Here is a 24,739-nt window from a genome sequence, read left to right on the forward strand (position 1 = left end):
GCGCCTCCGCGTGGCCTCGTGGAGTGTAGGGGGCGGCGCTGGAGGCGCCTGCACCCTCAAGACCCGCGCTCGGCGGGATCGAGGGTGTAGGCGCAGTCATTGAGCCCTGCCTTCAGGTGCGGCCGCCGCCGAGTTCGCGGCTCTTCTCGACGAGCTCGTGGATGATCGGCGTCACGATCAGCTCCATCGCGAACCCCGTCTTGCCGCCAGGGACGACGATGCTGTTGCGGCGCGACATGAACGAGTTCGGGATCATGCTCAGCAGATAGGGGAAGTCGATCTTGAGCCGTTCCGGGTTGCGGAAGCGGATGACCGTGAACGATTCATCGAGTGTTGGGATATCGCGCGCGATAAAGGGGTTCGAGGTGTCGACCGTCGGTACGCGCTGGAAGTTAATGTCGCTGCGCGAGAACTGCGGAGTGATGTAGTTGACGTAGTCGGGCATGCGCCGCAGGATCGTATCGACGATGGTCTCGGCGGTGTAGCCCCGCTTAGCGCCGTCGCGGTGGATCTTCTGGATCCACTCGAGGTTGACAATCGGTGTGACCCCGACGAGCAGGTCGACGTGCTGCGCGACGTTGTGCTCCTCGGTGACGACGCCACCGTGCAGCCCCTCGTAAAAGAGCAGATCGCTCCCCTGACCAGCCTCTTCCCACGCCGTGAACTCGCCTGGCCCTAGGCCCTCGTAGGGGGCGGCCTCCTCTTCGTTGTGGAGGTAGCGGCGGCGGTTGCAGATGCCGCTTTCGGCGTAGCGCCGGAACGACTCCTCGAGCTCACCGAAGAGGTTGGCCTCTGGGCCGAAGTGACTCAAGTTGCGTCCCTCGGCGACCGCCTTGGCGAGTTGTTCGCGCATCTCTTGACGATTGAAACGGTGGAAGGCGTCGCCTTCGATGATGGCCGGAGCGATCTGCTCACGCCGGAAGATGTGTTCGAATGCGACCTTGACCGTGCTGGTTCCGGCGCCGGAAGAGCCGGTCACCGCGATAATCGGATGCTTCGCAGACATAGATCACCTCGTAAGTTTGCAGTGTGGACGTGGAGACGGTTGGCCGCTCGGCGGGTTGGGTTTGGGGTGGATCAGGCCGCGCGCGCAGCCTCGATCTCGGTGCGCATGCGCTGAATGGCCGCAGCGTAGTCGTCGGCACCGAAGATCGCCGAACCAGCGACAAAGGTATCGGCACCGGCGGCTGCGATCTCGCCGATATTCTCTGCCTTGACCCCGCCGTCGATCTCCAGGCGGATATCGGCGCCGAGTTCGTCGATGAGGCGCCGCGCCTCGCGCAACTTGGCGAGCGCGGAAGGGATGAACTTCTGGGCGGGGAACCCGGGGTTGACCGACATCAGCAGCACCATGTCGACCTTGTCGGCGACGTGGCGCAGGCAGTCGAGCGGGGTGGCCGGATTAAAGACCAGCCCGGCCTTAGCACCGTGTTCGCGGATCAGGCCCAGTGAGCGGTCGATGTGCTCACTCGCCTCCGGGTGGAAGGTGATCCAGTTGGCCCCGGCGGCGGCAAAATCAGGGATCAGCCGGTCGACCGGCTTGACCATCAGGTGGACGTCGATGGGGGCGCGGATGCCGTAATCACGCAGCGCTTGGCAGACCAGCGGGCCGATCGTCAGATTCGGCACGTAGTGATTGTCCATGACGTCGAAGTGGATGATATCGGCACCGGCGTCGAGCACGGCCTGTACCTCCTCGCCCAGGCGGGCAAAATCGGCCGATAGAATCGATGGTGCGATCAGTGCGTCTTTCATAGGTTTAGGTCCTCGCAGGGATGGTTGCGGCACCCCGAAGCCGCGCACAGCCAAGCTGAAAGCTACGAGTGCGGCAGGGGCGACGAAAATTAATGATTGGTGATGATTCGTATAAGAGCCCGGTGTCGCCGGCGGTCGGCGGTTGCCACATCCTGAATGGGCTCGCTCCCGGCGGCCCGCTCTCGGCCTGCTCTCGGCCTGCTCTCGGCCTGCAAGGCGATCGTGCTGATCGCCTGCAGACGCCGAGACGCCCGAGCGAGCCGTTTCGGCACTCAGGCCCTACTAGGCCCTCGTCTCAGGTGGTGGTCGTAGCCAGGCCGGCCGCCCTCTTTGTGGCAGTGAGCTCGCTGGAGGCAGCGAGTGCTGCAGGCCGCTCCGGGGATTGAACGCTTGCGGTTGCAGGCGGCTGTCTGCCGGCCGTCGGCCCCTGGCTCCGCTCGCCGGCCGGTCCAAAGTCCGGCGGCGTGGTCTGCGTTGTCGGAGCGCAGTGCCAATGGGCGTGTGCTTCCTCCACGACGAAGCGGCGAAAAGCCTCAGCCGCGGGCGAGAGTCGTTTGCCGGAGCGGTGCACCAGGTACCAGTGACGTTCCAGCGGGAAGCCCTCAACGTTGAGCACGCAGAGACGGCCCAGCTCCAACTCCAGCGCAACGGTGTGGATAGAGACCACACCGAGGCCAAGGCCGGCTTGCACCGACTGCTTGATCGCCTCGTTGGAGCTCATCTCCAGTCCCCCGTGCAGGCGCAAACCGCGTTGCTCAAGAAAGCGTTCGACGGTGTTGCGGGTTCCGGAGCCGGCCTCGCGCAACACGAAGAGCTCGTCTTGCAGCCGCTCCAGGGGGATCTGCGCACCGGTAGCCAGTGGGTGCTCAGGTGCGGCAATTACCACCAAGGGGTTGGGCATGAAAGTCTCTGCGGCGACATCAAGACCCTCCGGGGGTTCGCCCATGATGGCGAGATCCATCTCATTGTCCTGAATGCGTCGCAGTAACCCCTCGCGGTTGGTCACCTCGAGCTGAAAGGTGATTCCGGGCTGGCGGCGGGTGAAGGTCGCTAGCAGATCAGTAGCGAAGTAGTTCGCCGTTGATGCGACGGTAAGACGCAGGCGGCCGCTGTTTAAGCCGCGCAGGGCTTCGAGCCCATCGCTGAGTTCGCGCAATTCAGCGGCGATGCGCTGGGCGTAGCGTCGCACCTCGCCGCCGGCCTCGGTGAGGAAGATGCGCTTGCCGATCTGCTCAAAGAGCGGTAGACCGACCTGCTGTTCGAGTTGTTTGATCTGCATCGATACCGCGGGCTGGGTGAGGTAGAGCTCCTCTGCAGCGCGTGTGAAGCTCAGGTGTCGGGCAACCGACTCAAAGACTTTCAACTGCCGTAGCGTAATGTTCATCCTCCTGCCTCCTCTCCTCGTCGACCAAGCTATAAGCTAATATTTATAGGTCAAGCAAAAACTATTTCTTTTTCTTTTGTATCTGCAAGGCTATGCTCATCTCGTCGATAGCGCAAGGGGCGATTGGTTGGAGTCGGTTCGCGGACTAGCGGTCCGGCCGCTAAGCCAAATCTCCCCCTACAGACCCCCCAAGCACCCTTTATAGAGTGCATAAAAACGCATTGGTAGCAACGTTTGAGGAGTCGATGATGGCGAGCAGAACCTATAACGCAGGTGTCAAGACGTACCGTGACGAGTACTGGGAGCCGGACTACCAGATCAAGGACAGCGATCTGCGGGCCTGCTTCAAGGTCGTACCGCAGCCCGGTGTCGATCGCGAAGAGGCGGCCGCGGCGGTAGCGGCGGAGTCGTCGACGGCGACCTGGACGTATGTCTGGACCGACCTGATGACCGACATTGAGTACTACAAGGGGCGGGCCTACAAGATCGAAGACGTCCCCGGTGACGATGAGGCCTTCTACGCCTTCATTGCTTATCCGATCGACCTCTTCGAAGAGGGCTCCATCGTTAACGTCTTCACCTCGCTCGTCGGTAACGTCTTTGGCTTTAAGGCGGTGCGGATGCTGCGCCTCGAAGATGTGCACTTCCCGCTGGCCTTCGTCATGACCTGCCAAGGGCCGCCACACGGCATCAAGTCCGAGCGCGATAAGCTCAGCAAGTACGGCCGGCCGCTGCTCGGTGGCACCCTCAAGCCGAAGCTGGGTCTGTCGCCGAAGAACTACGGCCGCGCCTGTTACGAGGCGCTGCGCGGTGGTCTCGACTTCACCAAGGACGATGAGAACGTCAACTCCCAGCCCTTCTTGCGCTGGCGTGAGCGTTTCGACTACATCATGGAGGCGATCGATAAGGCCGAGGCCGAGACCGGCGAGCGCAAGGGCCACTACCTCAACGTCACGGCGGCGACCCCCGAGGAGATGTACAAGCGGGCCGAGTACGCCAAGGAACTCGGCGCGCCGATCATCATGCACGACTACATCACGGCCGGTTTCTGTGCCCACCAGGGGCTGTCGCACTGGTGCCGCGATAACGGCATGTTGCTGCATATTCACCGCGCTATGCACGCCGTTCTCGACCGTAATCCCAAGCACGGCATCCACTTCCGCGTGTTGACCAAGATCTTGCGCCTGATGGGTGGTGATCAGCTCCATACTGGCACGGTCGTTGGCAAGCTTGAGGGCGATCGCGAGGCGACGCTCGGCTGGGTCGATCTGCTGCGCGAGCGCTACATCAAAGAGGACCGCTCGCGCGGGCTCTTCTTCGATCAAGATTTCGGCGCCATGCCGGGCGCCTTTGCGGTCGCCTCCGGTGGTATCCACGTCTGGCACATGCCGGCGCTGCTGTCGATCTTCGGCGACGACGCCGTCTTCCAGTTCGGTGGCGGTACGCTCGGCCACCCGTGGGGCAACGCCGCCGGCGCTTGCGCCAACCGCGTGGCCCTGGAGGCGTGTGTCAAGGCGCGCAACGAGGGGCGGGACCTGGAGAAAGAGGGTAAGGAGATCCTCACCGAGGCCGGCAGCAAGAGCCCCGAGCTCAAAGCGGCGATGGAGACCTGGAAAGAGGTCAAATTCGAGTTCGACACCGTCGATAAGCTCGATACGGCCCACCGTTAATCCCTCGTTTTACAAAGCTTTTCAGGAGATCGACCATGAGCGAAATGCAAGACTACAAGTCGAAGCTCTCGGATCCGAGCAGCCGCCGCTTCGAGACCTTCTCCTACCTGCCGGCCCTCACCGAGGAGGAGATCCGCAAGCAGGTTCAGTACATCGTCGACCAAGGTTGGCAGCCGGCCGTCGAGCACACCGAGCCGGAAAACGCCATGGACCAGTTCTGGTACATGTGGAAGCTGCCGATGTTCGGTGAGACCGACATCGATACGGTGCTCGCCGAGGCGAAGAAGTGTCATGACGCCTATCCCGAGCACCACGTCAAGCTGATCGGTTACGACTGGAAGCGGCAGGTGCAGGGCTTGGCCTTCGTCATCTATCGCGCACCGGAGTAGCGGCCGCGAAGTGATGCGCACGGGCGGGCCGGTCGGTCCGGTCCGCTCGTGCCCCGCTCCGCCAGAGACGCTTCGTGCGCTCCAGGCGCACTCGCCGACGAGCAGTCTTTCTCAAGGCAGCTGACGCCTTGCGAAAGACCGGTAACGAGCAGCGGAGGGTCGTGATGAGCGAGCACAATGTCGAGCAGTATCGGGTGACTGAGGCGCCTTACTACCGGCCAGTCGCCGACGAAGTCGATCTCTACCGAGCCGCCTACGAGGCGCGCATGCCGGTGATGCTCAAAGGGCCGACCGGGTGTGGCAAGTCGCGCTTTGTCGAACACATGGCCTACACCTTGGGGCGGCCGCTGGTGACGGTGGCGTGTAACGAAGATATGACGGCGGCCGATCTGGTCGGGCGCTACTTGCTCGATGCCCAAGGGACGCGCTGGCAGGACGGTCCGCTGACCACCGCAGCCCGTATCGGCGCGATCTGCTACCTCGACGAAGTGGTCGAGGCGCGGCAAGACACGACGGTCGTGATCCACCCCCTCACCGACCATCGGCGCACCCTGCCGTTAGAGAAGAAGGGTGAGCTGGTGCATGCCCACCCCGATTTCCACCTGGTGATCTCCTATAATCCCGGCTACCAATCGCTGATGAAGGATCTAAAGCAGTCGACCAAGCAGCGCTTCGGGGCGCTCGATTTCGACTATCCGGAGGCCGAGATCGAGGGCGAGATCGTCGCCCACGAAGGTGGGGTGGCTGCCGAGATCGCCGAGAAGCTGGTTCAGGTCGCCCATCGGGCGCGCAACTTGAAGGGGCACGGCCTCGATGAGGGCATCTCAACCCGGCTGCTGGTCTATGCGGCGAGCCTGATTGCGAAGGGGATCGATCCGCGGGCAGCCTGCATCATGACGTTGGTGCGGCCGCTGACCGACGACCCCGATATGCGCGAGACGCTCGATCAGGCGGTCGCGACCTACTTCTAACTGGACCCATGGCAAAGGCTGGGCCGTTGAGCGCACACCGGTTGTGCGCCGCGTGGGGGTGAGTGATGACGGTACGACTGGAGGACTACCGCGAGACCCTAGAGGCGTGCGATCCACACATCGCTGAGACGCTGGAGGGGGCCTTTGCGGAGGCCGCGCGCGTCATGTCGCCGCGCGGCCTGCACAACTACCTGGATGGCGCGCGGGCCTTTGCCGATCTGGGGCGTGGCGCCGATGTGGTGCGGACGTGGCTCGAGGCGATGCCGGAGGTGGCCAAGGAGGTCGGTGAGGATGTCGTGCTGGAGGTGCAGACCTCGGCGCTGCGCCTCTCCTCCATGGTCAGTGGTCCGGTGATCGCGCTGCTGCTCGCCGGGATGCCGACGGCGGCGCGCCGCCTTGGTGATCCGCAACTGGTCGTGCAGTACCTCAACCTGATCCATCAACTATCGGGCAAGGCGCCGCGCGGGCTGCGGCCGATGATGGAGAATCTCGACGAGCTCTTCGCCAAGTTGACGCTCGGTGGTTTGCGGCGCTGGGCGCTGTGGGGGGCACAGGCGCATGCGACCGACTTTGCTCAGCAGCGCGCCTACTTTGCGCTTGAGACGGCTGATAGTCAGGCGATGCTGCAGCAGGAGCGCCGCGGCACGCTCTTTGTTGATAACCAGCGCAAACTCAACTTCTACTTACGTGCGCTGTGGGGGCGCGACTTCTTCATGCGTCCGACCTCGGGCGATTTCGAGACGCGCCAAGGCTACCGGCCCTTTATTGAGCGGCGGGTGATCCACCTGCCGGATGCCTACGACGACTGCGGCGATCTGCCGGGTAAGGAGCTCTATCGGGCCAGTGCCGCGCACGCCGCCGCGCACCTGGTCTACACCCGCGAGCCGCTTGCCCCGCACGGCCTGAGCGCCGCGCAGCGGGCGGTGATCGGCATGCTGGAGGATGCCCGCATCGAGCATCTGGCGATGGCGCGTTTTCCCGGGTTGCGCACGCTGTGGCTCGGCTTCCATGAGCAGCGCGCGCGGCAGCGTGCAATGCTGGAGGGCGCGCCGTCGTTGCACCCCTTCGTGCTGTGGCTGGAGCGCTGCGCTCACGCTCTGCTCGACCCGCAGGCCGGCAGCGACAGTTTGTGGGTGCGCCGGGTCTGCGAGCGTTTTGCGGCCGACTATGCCAAAGACGAGGAGGGCCAGGCGTGGGTGCGCGAGCTCGGCGTCACCCTCCATGCGCGCTGGGCCGCTGAGCACGAAGTGCCGAGTGCGCGAGCGCTCGAGGCGTACGGGGTCCCCTACCACGACGACAACCGCTATCTCTTTGCTGAGGACCGCGACGAGTGGCTTGAGGCCGAGTACGTCCCCGAGAGCCACCGGCAGACGCGCAAGTACGTCAGCCTGATGGAGTTCGTCAACGAGGTCGATTGCGAGTTGGCCGGCGACGATGCGCAAGAGATCTGGGTGCTGCCGACCGAGCTCTTCCCCTATGAGGACGAAGGGGTCAGCTACAACGAGATGGAGGGGGTCGAGCCGGTCAGCCCGCCCTACCACTACCCCGAGTGGGACTACCAGATTCAGCTCCACCGCCCCGATTGGACGACGGTCATTGAGCGCCGCCCTAAGCGCGGTGAGGCTGAGCAGATCGACGCGGTGTTGACCGAATATCGCCCGGTTGCGAGCCGGCTGCGCTACCTGATTGATGCCTTGCAGCCGCAGGGGCTGATTCGTCAGCGGCGGCAGGAGGATGGCGATGAGCTCGATATCGACGCGGCGGTGCGCGCCTTGGTCGATGTGCGCTTAGGCATGACCCCGGATACTCGGGTCAATACCCGCTACATCCGCAAGACCCGCGATCTGGCGGTGCTGCTGCTGCTTGATCTCTCTGAGTCGACCAATGAGCAGGTCCCCGGCAGCGAGAAGAGCATCGTGCAGCTGACCCGCGAGGCCTCCGCGTTGCTTGGCTGGGCCATAGACGGCATCGGCGACCCCTTCGCCGTCCACGGTTTCGCCTCCGATGGGCGTCACGATGTTCAATACTTTCGCTTTAAGGACTTTGTACAGCCGTGGGACGAGGAGGCGAAGGGGCGTCTGGCCGGGATGCACGGGCAGTACTCGACGCGCATGGGTGCGGCGATGCGTCACGCTGCAACCCACTTGGCCCGGCGCCCGCAGCGGCGCAAGCTGCTACTGGTCGTTACCGACGGTGAGCCGCACGATGTCGATGTGCGAGATCCGCAGTACTTGCGTCACGATACCAAGAAGGCAGTCGAGGATCTGGCCGCGCGTGGGATCACAACTTACTGTTTGACCTTGGATCGCGAGGCCGATCACTACGTTTCGCGGATCTTCGGCGCCAACAGTTACTCTGTCGTCGATCAAGTCGAGCGATTGCCGGAGCGGCTGCCGGCGCTCTTCGCCCAGTTGACCCGCTGAGCGCGCTGCGGCGCGCCGGGCGGCAGGGGGACGCGGCCGCGTCTTATCTTGACGATCAAAACGATTTGCTTTTGCTTATTGATTGCCGTCCGTAGAGTTGCCAATCGTGACGACGGCGTGTTGACTGTAGCGGCCTAACGATGGCCGCCACGACGGCCGATCCACCGCATTAGACCGAGGGAGGTAGAACATGGCGTCGACCGAGCTGAGCCGGCGGGAGCTGGCCAACGCGATTCGTGCACTCTCCATGGACGCAGTCCAGCAGGCCAACTCCGGCCACCCTGGAGCGCCGATGGGCATGGCCGACATCGCCGAAGTGCTGTGGCGGGACTATCTCTGCCACGCTCCGCAGCAGCCCGACTGGTTCGACCGGGACCGCTTCGTTCTCTCTAATGGCCACGGCTCGATGCTGCTCTATTCGCTGCTGCATCTGAGCGGCTACGACGTCTCACTCAACGACCTGAAAAACTTCCGTCAGCTCCACTCGAAGACGCCTGGTCACCCCGAGTACGGCTATACGCCGGGGGTCGAGACGACGACCGGGCCGCTTGGTCAAGGCTTGGCCAACGCCGTCGGTATGGCGCTGGCGGAGAAGATGCTGGCGGGTCGTTTCAACCGCCCTGGCCACGCCATCATTGATCACCACACCTACGTCTTCGCTGGCGACGGCTGCCTGATGGAGGGGATCTCGCACGAGGCCTGTTCGCTGGCCGGGACGTGGGGGCTGGGCAAGCTGATCGTCTTCTACGACGATAACAACATCTCGATCGACGGCGAGGTCAGCGGCTGGTTTACCGACGAGACGCGCAAGCGCTTCGAGGCCTACGGCTGGCAAGTGATCGGCCCGATCGACGGCCACGACGGCGAGGCGGTGCGGGCAGCGATCGAGGAGGCGCGCGCCGATACCGCGCGGCCGACGCTGATCGACTGCCAAACGACGATCGGTTTCGGTTCGCCGAAGATGGCCGGGACGGCCGGCGTCCACGGGGCGCCACTCGGCGATGAGGAGATTGCGGCGACGCGTGCTGCCCTCGGCTGGAGCCATGCCCCCTTCGAGATTCCCGCCCCCCACTATGAGGCATGGGATGGCCGGGCGGCCGGTGAACAGCGGGTGGCGCAGTGGCAAGAGGCGCTGGCGAGCTACCGGCAGGCCCATCCGGAGCTGGCCGCCGAACTCGAGCGGCGGTTGCAAGGCGAGCTGCCCGAGACGTGGCCGGACGTCGCTCAAGAGGCGCTGGAGAAGTTTGGCAACGCCAAAAAAGACGCGACCCGCAAGAGCTCGCAGGCTGTCCTCGATTTCTTCGGCCCGCACCTGCCCGAGCTGCTCGGCGGATCGGCCGATCTGACTGGCTCCAACAACACCTGGTGGAGTGGTTGTCAGACCTTTACGGCCGCTGCCCCCGATGGCAACTACCTCTTCTACGGGGTGCGCGAGTTCGCCATGACGGCGATCATGAACGGGGTGGCCCTGCACGGCGGCTGGATCCCCTACGGCGGTACCTTCCTGATCTTCTCTGATTACGCCCGCAACGCCGTGCGTATGGCGGCGCTGATGAAGCAGCGCACCATCCTCGTCTATACCCACGACTCGATCGGTCTCGGCGAAGACGGCCCGACCCACCAGCCGATCGAGCATCTTGCCAGCTTGCGCCTGATCCCGAATCTCGATCTCTGGCGCCCTTGCGATGCCCAGGAGACTGCGGCGGCGTGGGCGGCGGCGCTAGAGCGCCGCGACGGGCCGACGGCTCTGGCACTCTCGCGACAAGGGTTGGCGCCGCAAGCGCGCAGTGCCGAGCAAGCCGCTGCGATTGCCCGCGGTGGTTATGTCCTGAGCGATGCCGACGGCGCCCCCGAGTTGGTGATCGTGGCGACCGGCTCTGAGGTCGAGTTGGCACAGGCGGCGCGTGAGCAGCTAACGAGCGCCGGACGCCGGGTGCGGGTCGTCTCGATGCCCTCTCTTGAGCGATTTAAGGCGCAAGATGCCGCCTATCGTGAGGCGGTCCTGCCGGCGGGAGTGCCGCGGTTGATTGTCGAGGCGGCGGCGACCGACCTGTGGCGCGGCCTGGCAGGGGATCGCGGGGCGGTCATGGGCATCGACACCTTCGGTGAGTCGGCACCGGCACCGCAGCTCTACGAGCACTTCGGTTTGACGGCAGAACGGGTCGTTGAGACCGCCCAGCGACTGCTCGGCTGAGCAGCGGTGCGGTCCGGCGGCGGTAGCCGAGTGCCCAACCCCGAATAGCGAAGACCCGAATAGCGAAGAGGAGTCTGGCGTGAAAGCGAAGCGCATGAGCGATCTCGATTTGGCCGGTCAGCGAGTGCTGATCCGCGAAGATCTCAACGTGCCGATCAAAGATGGGCAGGTGACCGACGATACGCGAGTTCGGGCTGCAGCGGAGAGTATCCGGCAGGCGATGGCGGCGCGCGCCCGGGTCTTGGTGATGTCGCACCTGGGGCGCCCGCAGGAGGGGCAGTTCGATCCGGCGGCCTCACTCGCACCGGTGGCTGAGCGGCTCGGCGAGGTGCTTGGCTGTAAGGTGCCGGTTGTTCGCGACTGGCTCGATGGGGTCGATGTACCCGAAGGGGGCGTGGCGCTGTGTGAAAACGTCCGCTTTAACGCCGGTGAGAAGAGTGACGATGAGGCGTTGGCGAAGCGCATGGCCGCCCTGTGCGATGTCTTCGTCATGGACGCCTTTGGCACCGCCCACCGAGCGCAGGCATCGACCCACGGGGTGGCGCGGTTTGCCCCGGTGGCGTGTGCCGGTCCGCTGCTGAGCGCCGAACTCGAAGCGCTCGGTAAGGCGCTTGAACAGCCGCAGCGACCGATGATCGCGATCGTCGGCGGTTCTAAGGTCTCGGGCAAAGTACAGGTCTTGGAGGCGCTGACCGAAAAGGTCGATCAGTTGATCGTCGGTGGTGGTATTGCCAACACCTTTATCGCCGCGGCCGGTCACGAGGTCGGCAGCTCCCTCTATGAGAAAGACTACGTCGAGACCGCCAAACGGCTGATGGCCGAGGCCCAGGCGAAGGGTGGCGAGATTCCCATCCCCGAGGATGTGGTGACGGCGAAGGAGTTCTCCGCAACCGCTGAGGCGCACGTCCGCCCGGTCGATGCGGTGCCGGCCGACGAGATGATCCTCGATGTTGGCCCGCAGACCCGCGCTCGCTACGACGGGATGTTGCGCAACGCCGGGACGATCGTCTGGAACGGTCCGGTCGGGGTCTTCGAGATGGAGCCCTTTGCCGGCGGAACGCGCGCCCTGGCCGAGGCGATCGGTGGCAGTAGCGGCTTTTCGATTGCCGGCGGTGGCGACACGCTGGCGGCCGTTGAGCAGTTTGGCGTCAGTGATCGGATCTCCTACATCTCGACCGGAGGCGGCGCCTTCCTCGAGTTGCTTGAGGGCCGAGAGCTGCCTGGCGTGGCCGTGCTCGAACAGCGGGCTCAGGCGTAGGCGGTACGATAGCGTGATAGCGCAGGGGGGCGAGACGACGATGGTAAAGCCCCGCAGGACGAAGATCCTCGCGACCCTGGGGCCGGCGACCGATCGCCCCGGGGCGCTCGCTAGCCTGCTCTCGGCTGGCGTCGACGTGGTGCGCATCAACCTCTCACACGGGGTGATCGACGACCATCGGCGGCGTGTCGAGGCGGTGCGCGAGTGGTCGGCGGCGCATCGGCGGCGTGTCGGTGTGCTCGTCGATCTGCAGGGACCGAAGATCCGCATCGAGTGCTTTCGGCACTCGCCGGTTGAGTTGCGCGAGGGCGACAGTTTCGTCCTCGATGCAGCGCTGGCCGCCGATGCCGGGACGCGGGAGGCGGTTGGCATTGCCTACACCGGCCTGCCCGACGACGTGGTCCCCGGGGATGAGCTGCTGCTCGACGACGGGCGGCTCGTGTTGAGTGTCGATCGCGTCGTCGGCAGCGCGGTCCATACGACCGTGGTGACCGGTGGTGAGCTCTCCGATCGGAAGGGGATCAACCGCCGCGGCGGTGGATTATCGGCGCCGGCACTGACGGCGAAGGATCGGCGCGACATCGTAGCGGCGGTCGATTTGGAGGCCGACTATCTGGCGGTCTCCTTTCCGCGCGCGGCCGACGACATCCACGAGGCGCGTGAATTGCTGCGGGGGGCTGGCGGCGACGGCATCGGGGTGGTCGCTAAGATCGAACGGGCCGAGGCCGTTGCCGCTGCCGATGAGATCATCGAGGCGGCCGATGCGATCATGGTCGCGCGCGGCGATCTCGGGGTTGAGATCGGCGATGCCGCACTGCCGGAGGTGCAAAAGCGCCTGATCCACCAGGCGCGGCGCGGCAACCGTGCGGTGATTACGGCGACGCAGATGATGGAGTCGATGATCGAGAACCCGATCCCGACCCGGGCCGAGGTCTTCGATGTCGCCAACGCCGTGCTCGACGGCACCGATGCCGTGATGCTCTCGGCCGAGACGGCCGCCGGGCGCTATCCAGAGCGCGCCGTAGCGGCCATGGATCGGGTCTGCCGCGAGGCCGAAAAGAATCGCACCGTGACCGTATCGCACCATCGCCTCGATGAGTGTTTCGGCCGGGTCGATGAGACGATCGCCATGGCGGCGATGTATGCGGCGAACCACTTCGCCATCAAGGCGCTGATCGTCATGACCGAGTCGGGTTCGACGGCCGCCTGGATGTCGCGGATCAGCTCCGGCTTACCGATCTACGTGCTGACCTCCCATCCGCGTACGCGCGGACGGGTGACGCTCTATCGCGGGGTCTACCCGCTCGAACTCGACCCCGAGCAAGAGGATCTCGGTGCGTTGAAGGGGCGGCTGCTCGAGCGCTTAGCGCGCCAAGGCTTGGTCACCCGCGGTGATTACGTCGTGGTGACGCACGGCGACCAGCTCGGGGCCTCAGGGGGGACGAATGCACTGCGGATCATCTGTGTCGACGATTACCTCAATCACGGCGAATAGGCCCAATACGCCCAACACCGGGTCAACGAATAGGCAAGCAACCGAAGACGCTAGCGAACAGTGAAGGAGGCGAGACTATGGCGATGATGACCCTGCGGCAGCTTCTCGATCACGCCGCGGAACACGGCTACGGCATGCCGGCGTTCAATGCCAATAACATGGAGCAGCTGCACGCCATCATGGAGGCGGCGAAGGAGTGTGACAGCCCGGCGATCGTCCAGGCCTCGGCCGGGGCGCGCAAGTACGCCGGCGTTCCCTTCTATCGCCATCTGATGGAGGCGGCGGTCGAGAGCTATCCGGAGGTGCCGTTGGTCGTCCATCTCGATCACGGCGCGAGTCCAGGGATGTGCATGCGCGCCATTCAGACCGGTTTTAGCTCGGTGATGATGGACGGCTCGCTGCGTGAGGACGGTAAGACCCCGGCCGATTACGACTACAACGTCGAGGTGACCCGGCGCACAGTCGAGATGGCACACGCCGGCGGGGTCTCGGTCGAAGGCGAAATCGGCGTGCTCGGTTCGTTGGAGACCGGTGAAGCGGGCAAGGAGGATGGCGTCGGTGCCGAAGGGAAACTCGATAAAGAGAAGCTGCTGACCGACCCGGAAGAGGCGGCGCAGTTTGTGCGCGATACCCACGTCGACGCCCTTGCTATCGCTTGCGGCACCAGCCACGGCGCCTATAAGTTCACGCGTCCGCCGACCGGCGATATCCTCGCGATCAGCCGCATTAAAGAGATCCACAAGCGGCTGCCGGATACCCACTTGGTCATGCACGGCTCCTCGCAGGTGCCGCAGGAGTGGCTGGAGATCATCAACCAGTTCGGCGGCGAGATCCCCGAGACCTACGGCGTGCCGGTCGAGGAGGTGCAGGAGGGGATTCGCAACGGTGTGCGCAAGGTCAATATCGACACCGATCTGCGCTTGGCCTCAACCGGGGCGATCCGTAAGCACCTAGCGGAGAACCCGGCGAACTTCGACCCGCGGAAGTTCCTGCTGGCCTCGACCGCGGCGATGAAGGCGATCTGTAAGGCGCGCTACGAAGCCTTCGGGTCGGCCGGTATGGCCTCGAAGATCAAGCCGGCGTCGCTGACGGTGATGTATGAGCGTTACGAGGCCGGTGAGCTCGACCCCAAGGTCAGCTGAAGCCGTGAAGCCGTAGCCGCGGCGGCTCTCAGGCGCCGCCGCCGGATGCCGTATGCGCACGCAACCGCTGAACGACAGGCCTGCTGACCGGCGCTCACAAGGCGCCGCGGCGGTCTGTGGCGACCCCGCCGCAGCCGCGCCTGGTCGTTCGGCGGCTCTTAGCCAAGAGGTAAGATATGGCCACCCTGCCGCAATTGCGTGATGACCCCGATCCGGAGGAGATCCACGAATGGCTTGAGGCCCTCGATGCGGTGATCGACCGCGAGGGACCGGAACGGGCCCAGTTTATCTTGGAGCAGCTCGTCGAGCGCGGTCGACGGCGCTTCGGACACCTCCCCTTTAAGGCGACCACCGGCTACATCAACACCATCCCGCGCCATCTTGAAGCGCGTCCGCCGGAGTACTGCGACCACCACCTGGAGTGGCGGATCCGCTCACTGGTGCGCTGGAACGCCATCGCCATGGTCGTCAACGCCAATCGCCAAAGCGAGGGGATCGGTGGCCATATCGCCAGTTTTGCCTCGGCCTGTACCCTCTACGAGGTCGGCTTTAACCACTTTTGGCGGGCTCCGAACGCTGAGCAGGACGGCGATCTGGTCTTCTTCCAAGGCCACTCCGCACCGGGGATCTATGCTCGCGCCTTCCTCGAGGGGCGTCTCTCCGCTGAGCAGCTGCACTACTTCCGCCGCGAGATCGACGGTCAAGGGGTGAGCTCCTACCCCCACCCCTGGTTGATGCCCGATTTTTGGCAGTTCCCCACCGTCTCGATGGGGCTCGGACCGATCCAGGCGGTGCAGCAGGCGCGCATGATGAAGTACCTGCACCATCGGGGGATTCGCGACACCTCGCAGCGGAAGGTCTGGTGCTTTATGGGCGATGGCGAGATGGACGAGCCGGAGTCGATGGGGTCGATCGGTCTGGCCGCCCGCGAACAACTCGATAACCTGATCTTCGTCGTCAACTGCAATTTGCAGCGTCTCGACGGTCCGGTGCGCGGCAACGGCAAGATCATCCAGGAGCTCGAAGGCGAGTTCCGCGGTGCCGGCTGGAATGTCATCAAGGTGGTCTGGGGCTCGCGCTGGGAGCCGCTGCTTGAGATGGACCACAGCGGACTGCTGCAGCAACGCATGGAGGAGTGCGTCGACGGCGAGTATCAGGCCTTTAAGGCGCGCGGCGGCGAGTACACGCGCAAGCACTTCTTCGGCCGTTACCCCGAACTGGAAGAGCTCGTCGCCGGGATGTCCGACTACGACATCTATCGGCTCAACCGCGGCGGCCACGATCCGCACAAGGTCTACGCCGCGTATCACGCCGCCTTCCACCACACCGGGCAGCCGACGGTGATCTTGGCGAAGACGGTCAAAGGCTACGGCATGGGCGAGGCCGGTGAGGGGCAGAACATCACCCACCAGCAGAAGAAGATGGGGGAGAACGCCCTGCGCAAATTCCGCGATCACTACGAGATCCCGATCCCGGATGAGCAACTGAAAGAGACGCCCTTCTATAAGCCGGCCGACGACGCCCCGGAGATGCGCTATCTGCAACAGCGCCGTGAGGCGCTCGGCGGCTACTTGCCGGTGCGCCGAGAGCAGGCACGCCCCCTGAAGGTGCCCGAGCTGGCCGCCTTCGATCCGCTGCTGCAGGAGAGTGGCGAGCGGGAGCTGTCGACGACCATGGCGCTGGTGCGGGCGCTGACCATCTTGACCCGCGATAAGCAGATCGGCGCTCACGTGGTGCCGATCATCCCCGATGAGGCGCGCACCTTCGGTATGGAGGGGCTTTTCCGGCAGCTCGGCATCTACTCGAACGTCGGGCAGCTCTACGAGCCGGAAGATGCCGATCAGCTGATGTACTACAAGGAGGCGCAGACCGGTCAGATCCTCGAAGAGGGGCTGGATGAGGCCGGTGCCATGGCCTCCTGGATCGCCGCTGCGACCGCCTACGCCAACCACGGCGTCAACATGATCCCCTTTTACATCTTCTACTCGATGTTCGGGTTCCAGCGCATCGGGGATCTCGCTTGGGCAGCGGGCGATATCCAAGCCCGCGGCTTCTTAGTCGGCGGGACGGCGGGTCGCACCACGCTCAATGGCGAGGGGCTGCAGCACCAAGATGGGCACAGCCACGTCTACGCGGCGACCATCCCCAACTGCATCGCTTACGATCCGGCCTTCGCCTACGAACTGGCAGTGATCGTGCGCTCCGGTATGCAGCGCATGTTCGCTGAGCAGGAAAACGTCTTCTACTACATCACGGTTTACAACGAAAACGCCCCGCAACCAGCGCTTCCCGAAGGGGTCGAGGAGGGCATCGAGCGTGGGATGTACCTCTTCCAGGGTGCCGCCGCTCACAAAAAACGCCCGCGGGTGCAGTTGCTCGGTTCCGGCTCGATCTTCCGCGAGGTGATGGCCGCCGCCGAGCTGCTGGCGGACGATTTTAAGATCGCAGCCGACGTCTGGAGCTGCACCTCCTTTAACGAGTTGGCCCGCGATGCGATGGCGTGCGCACGCCACAATCGACTCCACCCGGAGGCGGCAGACCGCGTTCCCTATATCGTCGAGTGCCTTGAGGGGCACGCCGGTCCGGTGGTGGCTGCGACCGACTACGTGCGGGCCTATCCGGCGCAGGTGCAGCCCTATATCGATCGCCCCTTCTGGGCGCTCGGTACTGATGGTTTCGGTCGTTCGGATACTCGGCAACGGCTGCGCAGCTTCTTCGAGGTCGATCGCTACCACATCGTCGCGGCGGCGCTCTATGCGCTGGCGAGCGAAGGGCAGATCGAGAAGGCGACGGTCAGTGCGGCCATCGAGCGGTACGAATTGGCGGCGGATGCCCCGAACCCTTGGGAGGTGTGATCGTGGCCATCGAGGAGGTGAAGGTTCCCGATATCGGTGATTTCGACGAGGTCGAGATCATCGAGGTCTTGGTCGCTCCGGGCGATCGGATCGAGCCCGAGCAGTCGCTGATCACCCTAGAGTCGGATAAGGCGAGCATGGAGGTCCCGGCAACACTTGCCGGCGTGGTCCAAGAGATCAAGGTGGCGGTCGGTGATCGGGTTTCAGCCGGTTCGCTGATCCTGACCGTGGAGTCGGAAGCCGGTGCCGGCGGTGATAGTAGCGCCGATAGCGGTGCCGCTGTGGAGAGTCGCAGCACGCCCGCAGCGAGTGCAACGGCCGCCGGCAGCGGGGCTGGTTCAGACACGGCGGCAGATGCCGGCGAGGCAGGAGGCGGGGCGACCGCTGTGCGTTCTGCTGCTGCCAGTGGCCCCGACGACTCCAGTAGTTCCGGCGCTCCTAGCGGCAGCTCCGGCGACGGCGCCGCAGCAGCGGAGGCCGGGGCAGCCGCGTCGGCCTCAACCACAGCCTCAAGTACGGCGCAGGGCGCGGTGGCAATTGATCGCGACGCCCACCGCGCCGCTCACGCCTCTCCGGCGGTGCGTCGCTTCGCCCGCGAGCTCGGGGTCGATCTAGGACAGGTCAGTGGCAGTGGGCGTAAGGGGCGAATCCGCAAAGAGGACGTCAAGGCGCACGTCAAACAGGTGCTGCGCGGTGAGGCGGCAGCGGGTGCCGTACCCGGCGCGGCATCTGGCGCTGCCGGCAGTGGGATTCCGCCGCTGCCGCAGGTCGACTTTAGCCAGTTCGGTGAGACCGAGCAGGTGCCACTGACCCGCATTCAGCGGCTCTCCGGGCCGCACCTACACCGCAGTTGGCTGAATGTGCCGCATGTGACCCAGTTCGACGAGGCCGATGCGACCGAGCTGGAGGCGTTTCGCCACGCCATGAAGGGCGAGGCCGAGCAGCGCGGCGTGAAGCTGACGCCGCTGGCCTTTCTGGTCAAAGCGGCGAGTGCCGCGCTCGCCGAGATGCCGCGCTTTAACGCCAGCTTGGCCGCCGATGGCGAGAACTTGATCCTCAAGAAGTATTGCCACATCGGCGTTGCTGTCGATACCCCGGGCGGGCTGGTGGTGCCGGTGCTGCGCGATGTCGATCGGAAAGGTGTCTGGGAGATCGCCGCCGAACTCGGTACGCTATCGAGCAAGGCGCGCGAAGGGAAGCTCGCACCGGGCGATATGCAGGGCGGCTGCTTTACAATCTCCAGCCTCGGCGGCATCGGTGGGACGGCCTTTACCCCGATCGTCAACGCCCCCGAGGTCGCGATCCTGGGTGTGTCGCGCTCGCAGACCAAGCCGGTGTGGAACGGCCAGGAGTTCGTCCCTAGGTTGATGCTGCCGCTCTCGCTCTCCTACGACCACCGGGTCATCGACGGGGCGATGGCGGCGCGCTTTACGACGTATCTAGCACGACTTATCGGCGATCTTCGCCGTCTGGTGCTCTAGGGTAGCTGAAGCGCGGCGGGGGTCGAGCGCTTTTCCCGGGAACGCCGACGCCCCCGTCGGCAGACGTAAGAAACATGCCGGCGAGGACGCCGGCGCTCCCAGGAGCGAAACGGCGCGACGACGCAATAGACGACGAACAGACGAGGGCAGAGCAGCGATGGCACAGCAGCAGACAGCAGCGGAGCACTCAACCGAGGAGTCAGCGGCAGCGACTTACGATGTGGTCGTGCTCGGTGCTGGGCCGGGCGGCTATTCGGCCGCCTTCCGGGCCGCCGATCTGGGGCTGAAAGTGGCGCTGGTGGAGCAGCACCCAGTGCTCGGCGGCGTCTGTTTGAATGTCGGCTGCATCCCCTCGAAGGCGCTACTGCACGCCGTCAAGGTCATCGACGAAGCGGAGCAGATGGCTGCCCACGGGATCGCCTTTGGGAAGCCGAAGATCGACCTTGAACGGCTCAATGGCTGGAAGCGGGGGGTGATCAAACAGCTGACGACCGGTCTGGCCGGCTTGGCTAAGCAGCGAAAGGTGGAGATCGTGCGCGGTGTCGGGCGACTTACGGGGTCGCACCAGCTGCACGTTGAGACGGAGCAGGGCACCCGTGCCGTCGCATTTCGCCACTGCATCTTGGCGACCGGTTCGCGCCCGCTGATCCCGCCGGCCTTAGCCAGCGAAGATGCCCGAGTGATGGATTCGACCGGGGCGCTGCGCCTCGAAGAGATCCCGGGGCACCTGTTGATCGTCGGCGGCGGCATCATCGGCCTGGAGATGGCTGCGGTCTACAGCGGCCTGGGTGCCAAGGTCACTGTGGTCGAGCTATCCGATCGCCTGATGCCGGGGGCCGACCGCGATCTGGTCAAGGTCTTGAGTAAGCGCTTAGAGCAGCGCTGCGAGGCGATCCATCTCGAGACCGAAGTTACAGCCATCCAGAGCAATAAGAAATCGCTGACGGTCAGCTTGCAGGGTGCTAAAGCCCCCGAGAGCGTGCGTTGCGACCGGGTCTTGGTGGCGGTCGGACGTCGGCCCAATAGCGAGGAGATCGGTTTGGAGGCGGCCGGGATCGAGGTGCAGACCGACGGCACGGTCGCGGTCGACGAACAGATGCGCACCGCCGTGCTGCATATTCACGCGATCGGTGATCTGGTCGGTCAGCCGATGTTGGCGCACAAAGCGGTCCACGAGGGTAAGATCGCCGCTGAAGTGATCGCCGGCGAGCGCAGCGCCTGGGATGCTCGCGGGATTCCTTCAGTCGCCTACACCGATCCCGAGGTGGCGTGGATCGGGGTGACCGAGGAAGAGGCAAGGGCCGCTGGGACGGCCTATGAGAAGGGGATGTTCCCGTGGGCGGCCAACGGTCGTGCCCTCTCGCTTGAGGCCGCCGATGGCCTCTCGAAGCTGCTCTTCGATGCCGAGAGTGGCCGCCTCATCGGCGGCGGGATCGTCGGCCCTGGGGCCGGCGACTTGATCGCCGAGGTCGCCTTGGCCCTCGAGATGGGCGCCGATGCGCACGATATCGGGCTCACCGTCCACCCCCATCCGACCCTCTCCGAGACCGTGGCGATGGCCGCCGAGGCGGTCGCCGGTACCTTGACCGATCTGCCGCCGAAAAAGCGCCGTAGTTAGCCCGATACGACCGCGACTCGCCCGTTGGTGGCGCTTTCGTGCTAATCTCCGGGAAGGGAGAGGCAGATGGCCGTCGAGGCGAGGGGGCTACCCTGATGATCGTCCGTAGAGTGATCCTGGCTACTGTGGGGGCGGGAGTCCTGCTCTTCGGCGCAGCGCCGGGGGTTGGGGGTTCGGCCGACGGGTTCGAGGCGTTCCAGCAGCAGCGCCAGGAGGCCTTTGCCGCCTATCAGCGCGACTTTCAAGAGGCCTTTGAGGCCTTTCAGGAGACCTTCGCCGAAGAGTTAGCGGCGTACCGCGAGGAGCTGCGCGGGCGCTGGCATGAGACACTGGTCAGTGACCGCCATCGCTGGGTTGAGTACAGTGAAGCCCGGGATGCCCGGACGATTGTCGATTATCAAGCCAACCGCATCACCGTAGAGGTGCCAGAGGAAGAGGGCACCCGGGGGCTGTTGCGGCGCCTTGATGCCCTGATGATGCGCTCGCTCGATGAGGCCTATGCGCGCGATGAAGTAACCCGGCGCACCGCAGAGCGCGTGGGGATCGAGCTGGAGCACCCGGAGCGGGCCGGTGAGCGGCGGGTGTTGAGCGAGATCACTCCGGACGACCTCGAAGCGATGATGGCGCATGCGCAGCTTGAGCGGCGGACCGAGCCGCGCGATCGGGCGCAACGTCCGGTGCTGAGTCTATCGGTGCCGATGCCCGAGGCGCGCCCGAGTATCAAGGCGCGCGAGTATCAGGCCGACGTGCAGCGTGAGGCGCGGCGCTACGACGTCGACGAGGCCCTGATCCTCGCCATTATGCACAGCGAGAGCAGCTTTAACCCGATGGCGCGCTCGCATATCCCAGCCTACGGTTTAATGCAGATTGTCCCTGAGACCGCTGGTATCGATGTGGCGCAGCGGGTCTACGGCGAACCGCGTCTGCTCTCGCCTGAGTATTTGTACAACCCGCGCAATAATATTCGGTCTGGTACGGTTTACCTCGATATTTTGCAGTCGAACTATCTGGCCGCCATAGAGGACCCAGAGAGCCGTATGTACGCGGTGATCGCCGCCTACAATACGGGCGCCGGTAATGTCGCGCGTGCCTTTGTTGGGCGAAGAGATGTCGCCGCCGCTGTGGCGGTGATCAACGGCATGACACCAGAGCAGGTCTATGCGCGTCTGCGGCGTGATTTGCCTTACTCCGAGACGCGCGATTACTTGGTGAAGGTGGCGAGTCGAACTGAGGCGTATCGCGATTTTTACTGAACAGGCGGGAGGTGCGGTCGGTCGCGTGCCGTCCTGATCGATCAAGGACGCGCAGCTTGAGACCGACGGCAGACTGCGGTGCGTAGTTGATAGGATGGAGACAGGAGCGGTGGTGATGGTGAATACAACAGTGGTGCGGTCTTTGAGCGTGGCGCTGCTTACGGCGACACTGGTGGTGGGCTGCGGTTGGTTTACGCGCGATGACCCCGAGCTTACGGAGGAGGAGCGCATCTCCATGCTGCCGCAGTGGGTGGCCGAACCGCGAGTAGAGAATGGTCTGGCGGCGACCGGGTGTGTGGCTTCTGCTGATAGCTTCAGTCGTGACCAAAGCCGCGCCGATTTGAGCGCGCGGCAGCAGTTGGCCGCGATCATGGGCATCCAGATCCAGTCGATGGCTGAGCAGTATGAGCGGACCACGGAGACCGCCGATGGGTTAACCATCGGGGCGCACTTTGAAGAAGTGACGCGCGGGCTCATCGATGAAGAGTTGCGCGGTTCGCGCCGGGTTCGGAGCGATTACGTCGAGATGCCCAACGGCCGGCTGGAGTTCTGCTCAATGGTCGCCATCGGCCAAGAGGGTGTCGCTGAGCTCCTTGAACGGGTCGCGGCGGCGGCTGGAGCCGATGCAGGTGTCTTCACGCAGGCGGAGTTGCGCGAGCAGTTTATGAGCCAGGAGGCCTTTAACCGGATGGATCGGCAGCTGTCGCGGTGAGCGTGCGGGTCCTTTCGCGGAGGTGCCTGATGACCCCACTGGTGGCAACGATGGGGCTCGTGGTTCGGTTCGGTTAGAATGGGTCGCCGTGCGGCGACCACTCAGCGAGAGGGAGGCCTCTGCCTATGGAGTTGCTTAGCCCCGCAGGCAATCTGACGGCTCTGCGGGCCGCTGTCGATAACGGCGCAGATACGGTCTATATCGGGTTCCGCGACGCGACCAATGCGCGCCACTTTCCGGGGTTGAACTTTACCCCGCAGCAGGCGGCTAAGGGTGTTGAGTACGCGCACGCGCGTGGTGCTCGGGTGGCGGTGGCGATCAACTCCTATGTGCAGGCAGGGGGGTGGGCGCAGTGGCGCGAGGCGGTCGATGGGGCCGCGCGCATCGGCGCCGACGCCGTGATTCTCGCCGATCTGGGGCTGCTGGACTACGCCGCTCAGCATCACCCGGAGTTGGCGCGCCACCTGTCGGTGCAGGCCTCGGCGACCACCCCCGAGGCGCTGAACTTCTATCAGCGGCGCTACGGCGTGACCCGTGCGGTCTTACCGCGCGTGCTCTCGATCCAGCAGGTAGCGGCATTGGCCGAGGAGACCGACGTCGAGTTGGAGGTCTTCGGCTTCGGTTCGCTCTGCGTGATGGCCGAAGGACGGTGTCTGCTCTCTTCGTATGCCACCGGCGAGTCGCCGAACACGGTCGGTGCCTGTTCCCCGGCGTGGGCGGTGCAGTGGCAGGAGACGGAGCGCGGTCGTGAGGTGCATTTGGGCGGGATCTTGATCGATCGCTTTGCGCCCGAGGAGCCGGCCGGCTATCCGACGATCTGTAAGGGGCGCTATGAGGTCGAAGGGCGCATTGAACACGCCTTCGAGTCGCCGACCAGCTTAGAGACCGCCGAGTTGTTGCCGCAGCTGCAGCGCGCCGGGGTGCAGGCGATCAAGATCGAAGGGCGGCAACGCAGTCCGGCCTACGTCGGGACGGTAACTCGCATCTGGCGGCAGTTGCTTGACGACTTGACTGCGGCCGGCGACGAGGCCGGGGCGCACCGGCCCGATCCGGCGCGTATTGCCGAGTTGCGCGAATTTTGCGAAGGAAGCACGACGACGCTCGGTCCGTATGAACGCAAGTGGCAGTAAGTAGTCGAGCTTCGCGGAGGGATGGATGAAGATCAGTATCGGTCCGATCCAGTACTACTGGTCTAAGACGCAAGTCGAGCAGTTTTACGTCTCGCTACGCAACCAAGTCGATACCTTCTATCTCGGCGAGACGGTCTGTGGCCGCCGCCGCGAGATGACCGCCTCCGACTGGATCGGATTGGGCAAGGAGTTGGCCGCCGAGGGGCACGAGGTCGTGCTTTCGACGCTCTGCTTGGTCGAGGCGCGTTCAGAGGCCGCTCAGGTTCGGCGGCTGTGCGAAAATGGCGAGCTGCGGGTCGAGGCTAACGACTTCACTGCCATCAGCTTTCTGGAAGCCGCGGATCTGCCCTTCGTCGCCGGGCCGACGCTCAATGTCTACAGCGGCTCGACACTGCGCACGCTGCAGGGGTTGGGCGCGGTTCGCTGGGTGCCTCCGGTTGAGCTGCCAGGGCGTGCCTTGGCAGAGCTCTTGGGCGAGTACGCCGAGCTGGGCGATGCCCCCGCAATCGAGACCGAGGTCTTCGCCTACGGCCGGTTGCCGCTCGCCTTCTCGGCGCGCTGCTTTACCGCCCGCCACTACCAGCGCCCGAAAGACGATTGCGAATTTGTCTGCCGTCACCACCCCGAGGGGCTGGAGGTAACGACGCGCGCCGGGCAGCACTTTCTGACCATCAACGGTATTCAGGCGCAGTCCTTCGGCTGCGTCAACCTGCTCTCGGCGCTGCCCGAGATGCAGCAAATGGGTGTTGGCCGAGTTCGCCTATCGCCGCGCCCGGAGGGCATGTCAGAGGTGGTTGCGGCGTTTCGTGCAGCGATCCGGGGCGAGCCGTCTGTTGCCCTGACCGAGCCGGCTCCGGAACGACAGTGCGATGGGTACTGGTGGGGTGGTGCTGGCTGTGCGCACTACGCCAAGACGCCCGCGGCGCCGTTGGCGGCGCTACAGGGTGAAGAGGACGCACTGCGCCCGATCGTACACGAAGAGTGACCCCCCCCATGAGACAGACATGAG

Annotated in this window: 17 protein-coding genes and 1 pseudogene; 15 read left to right on the forward strand and 3 right to left on the reverse strand. The window is 64.7% G+C overall.

Features of this window, described 5'->3' with window-relative positions:
* Nucleotides 1-112: 112 nt before the first annotated feature.
* From CKO15_RS01560 to CKO15_RS01570, 3 genes are all read right to left on the reverse strand, one after another.
* Entirely contained in the window at nt 113-1,006 is an 894-nt protein-coding gene (locus CKO15_RS01560; protein ID WP_200191827.1) for a phosphoribulokinase, read from the reverse strand.
* Between the two features lie 71 nt (nt 1,007-1,077).
* Complete coding sequence (gene rpe / locus CKO15_RS01565; protein ID WP_200191829.1) at nt 1,078-1,755, reverse strand: ribulose-phosphate 3-epimerase; 678 nt, start codon at nt 1,753-1,755, stop codon at nt 1,078-1,080.
* 295 nt (nt 1,756-2,050) lie between these two features.
* On the reverse strand, nt 2,051-3,139 hold the full coding sequence (locus tag CKO15_RS01570) for a LysR family transcriptional regulator (protein WP_338035974.1): 1,089 nt from the start codon (nt 3,137-3,139) through the stop codon (nt 2,051-2,053).
* Nucleotides 3,140-3,387: 248 nt separating this feature from the next.
* Here CKO15_RS01570 and CKO15_RS01575 point away from each other — a divergent pair, with 248 nt between their 5' ends.
* From CKO15_RS01575 to CKO15_RS01645, 15 genes and pseudogenes are all read left to right on the forward strand, one after another.
* Nucleotides 3,388-4,809: a form I ribulose bisphosphate carboxylase large subunit gene (locus tag CKO15_RS01575; RefSeq protein WP_200191946.1), complete on the forward strand. Its 1,422-nt coding sequence runs from the start codon at nt 3,388-3,390 to the stop codon at nt 4,807-4,809.
* 35 nt (nt 4,810-4,844) lie between these two features.
* The gene (locus CKO15_RS01580) at nt 4,845-5,198 is read left to right on the forward strand and encodes a ribulose bisphosphate carboxylase small subunit (protein WP_200191831.1); all 354 of its coding nucleotides are present in this window, start codon (nt 4,845-4,847) and stop codon (nt 5,196-5,198) included.
* Between the two features lie 164 nt (nt 5,199-5,362).
* Nucleotides 5,363-6,169 carry a CbbQ/NirQ/NorQ/GpvN family protein gene (locus CKO15_RS01585; RefSeq protein WP_200191833.1) on the forward strand — a complete coding sequence of 269 codons (807 nt, stop codon included), beginning with the start codon at nt 5,363-5,365 and terminating at the stop codon, nt 6,167-6,169.
* A gap of 65 nt (nt 6,170-6,234) precedes the next feature.
* Nucleotides 6,235-8,592: a nitric oxide reductase activation protein NorD gene (locus tag CKO15_RS01590; protein WP_200191835.1), complete on the forward strand. Its 2,358-nt coding sequence runs from the start codon at nt 6,235-6,237 to the stop codon at nt 8,590-8,592.
* Between the two features lie 190 nt (nt 8,593-8,782).
* Nucleotides 8,783-10,786, forward strand: a complete 2,004-nt coding sequence (gene tkt, locus CKO15_RS01595; protein ID WP_200191837.1) for a transketolase — start codon at nt 8,783-8,785, stop codon at nt 10,784-10,786.
* Nucleotides 10,787-10,880: 94 nt separating this feature from the next.
* Nucleotides 10,881-12,044, forward strand: a complete 1,164-nt coding sequence (locus CKO15_RS01600) for a phosphoglycerate kinase (protein WP_207123762.1) — start codon at nt 10,881-10,883, stop codon at nt 12,042-12,044.
* Nucleotides 12,045-12,084: 40 nt separating this feature from the next.
* Complete coding sequence (gene pyk / locus CKO15_RS01605) at nt 12,085-13,539, forward strand: pyruvate kinase (protein WP_200191841.1); 1,455 nt, start codon at nt 12,085-12,087, stop codon at nt 13,537-13,539.
* Between the two features lie 77 nt (nt 13,540-13,616).
* A complete protein-coding gene (gene fba / locus CKO15_RS01610) occupies nt 13,617-14,681 on the forward strand; it encodes a class II fructose-bisphosphate aldolase (RefSeq protein ID WP_200191843.1) in 1,065 nt (354 codons plus the stop codon).
* Between the two features lie 176 nt (nt 14,682-14,857).
* A complete protein-coding gene (gene aceE / locus CKO15_RS01615) occupies nt 14,858-17,536 on the forward strand; it encodes a pyruvate dehydrogenase (acetyl-transferring), homodimeric type (protein ID WP_200191845.1) in 2,679 nt (892 codons plus the stop codon).
* 2 nt (nt 17,537-17,538) lie between these two features.
* Entirely contained in the window at nt 17,539-19,017 is a 1,479-nt protein-coding gene (locus tag CKO15_RS01620) for a dihydrolipoyllysine-residue acetyltransferase (RefSeq protein WP_420842107.1), read from the forward strand.
* 214 nt (nt 19,018-19,231) lie between these two features.
* Nucleotides 19,232-20,635 (forward strand): annotated as a pseudogene (lpdA, locus tag CKO15_RS01625) (dihydrolipoyl dehydrogenase); the annotation flags it as partial.
* 95 nt (nt 20,636-20,730) lie between these two features.
* Nucleotides 20,731-21,888, forward strand: a complete 1,158-nt coding sequence (locus tag CKO15_RS01630) for a transglycosylase SLT domain-containing protein (RefSeq protein ID WP_200191849.1) — start codon at nt 20,731-20,733, stop codon at nt 21,886-21,888.
* 115 nt (nt 21,889-22,003) lie between these two features.
* Complete coding sequence (locus CKO15_RS01635) at nt 22,004-22,600, forward strand: hypothetical protein (RefSeq protein ID WP_200191851.1); 597 nt, start codon at nt 22,004-22,006, stop codon at nt 22,598-22,600.
* A 125-nt stretch (nt 22,601-22,725) separates the two neighbouring features.
* Nucleotides 22,726-23,730 (forward strand): ubiquinone anaerobic biosynthesis protein UbiU, encoded by a 1,005-nt coding sequence (ubiU, locus tag CKO15_RS01640; protein WP_200191853.1) that lies wholly within the window; start codon nt 22,726-22,728, stop codon nt 23,728-23,730.
* A 25-nt stretch (nt 23,731-23,755) separates the two neighbouring features.
* Nucleotides 23,756-24,715, forward strand: coding sequence for a U32 family peptidase (locus CKO15_RS01645; protein ID WP_200191855.1), 960 nt, complete (start codon nt 23,756-23,758; stop codon nt 24,713-24,715).
* Nucleotides 24,716-24,739 lie beyond the last annotated feature (24 nt).

It is taken from the genome of Halorhodospira abdelmalekii, from assembly GCF_016583625.1.
Taxonomy (GTDB): domain Bacteria; phylum Pseudomonadota; class Gammaproteobacteria; order Nitrococcales; family Halorhodospiraceae; genus Halorhodospira; species Halorhodospira abdelmalekii.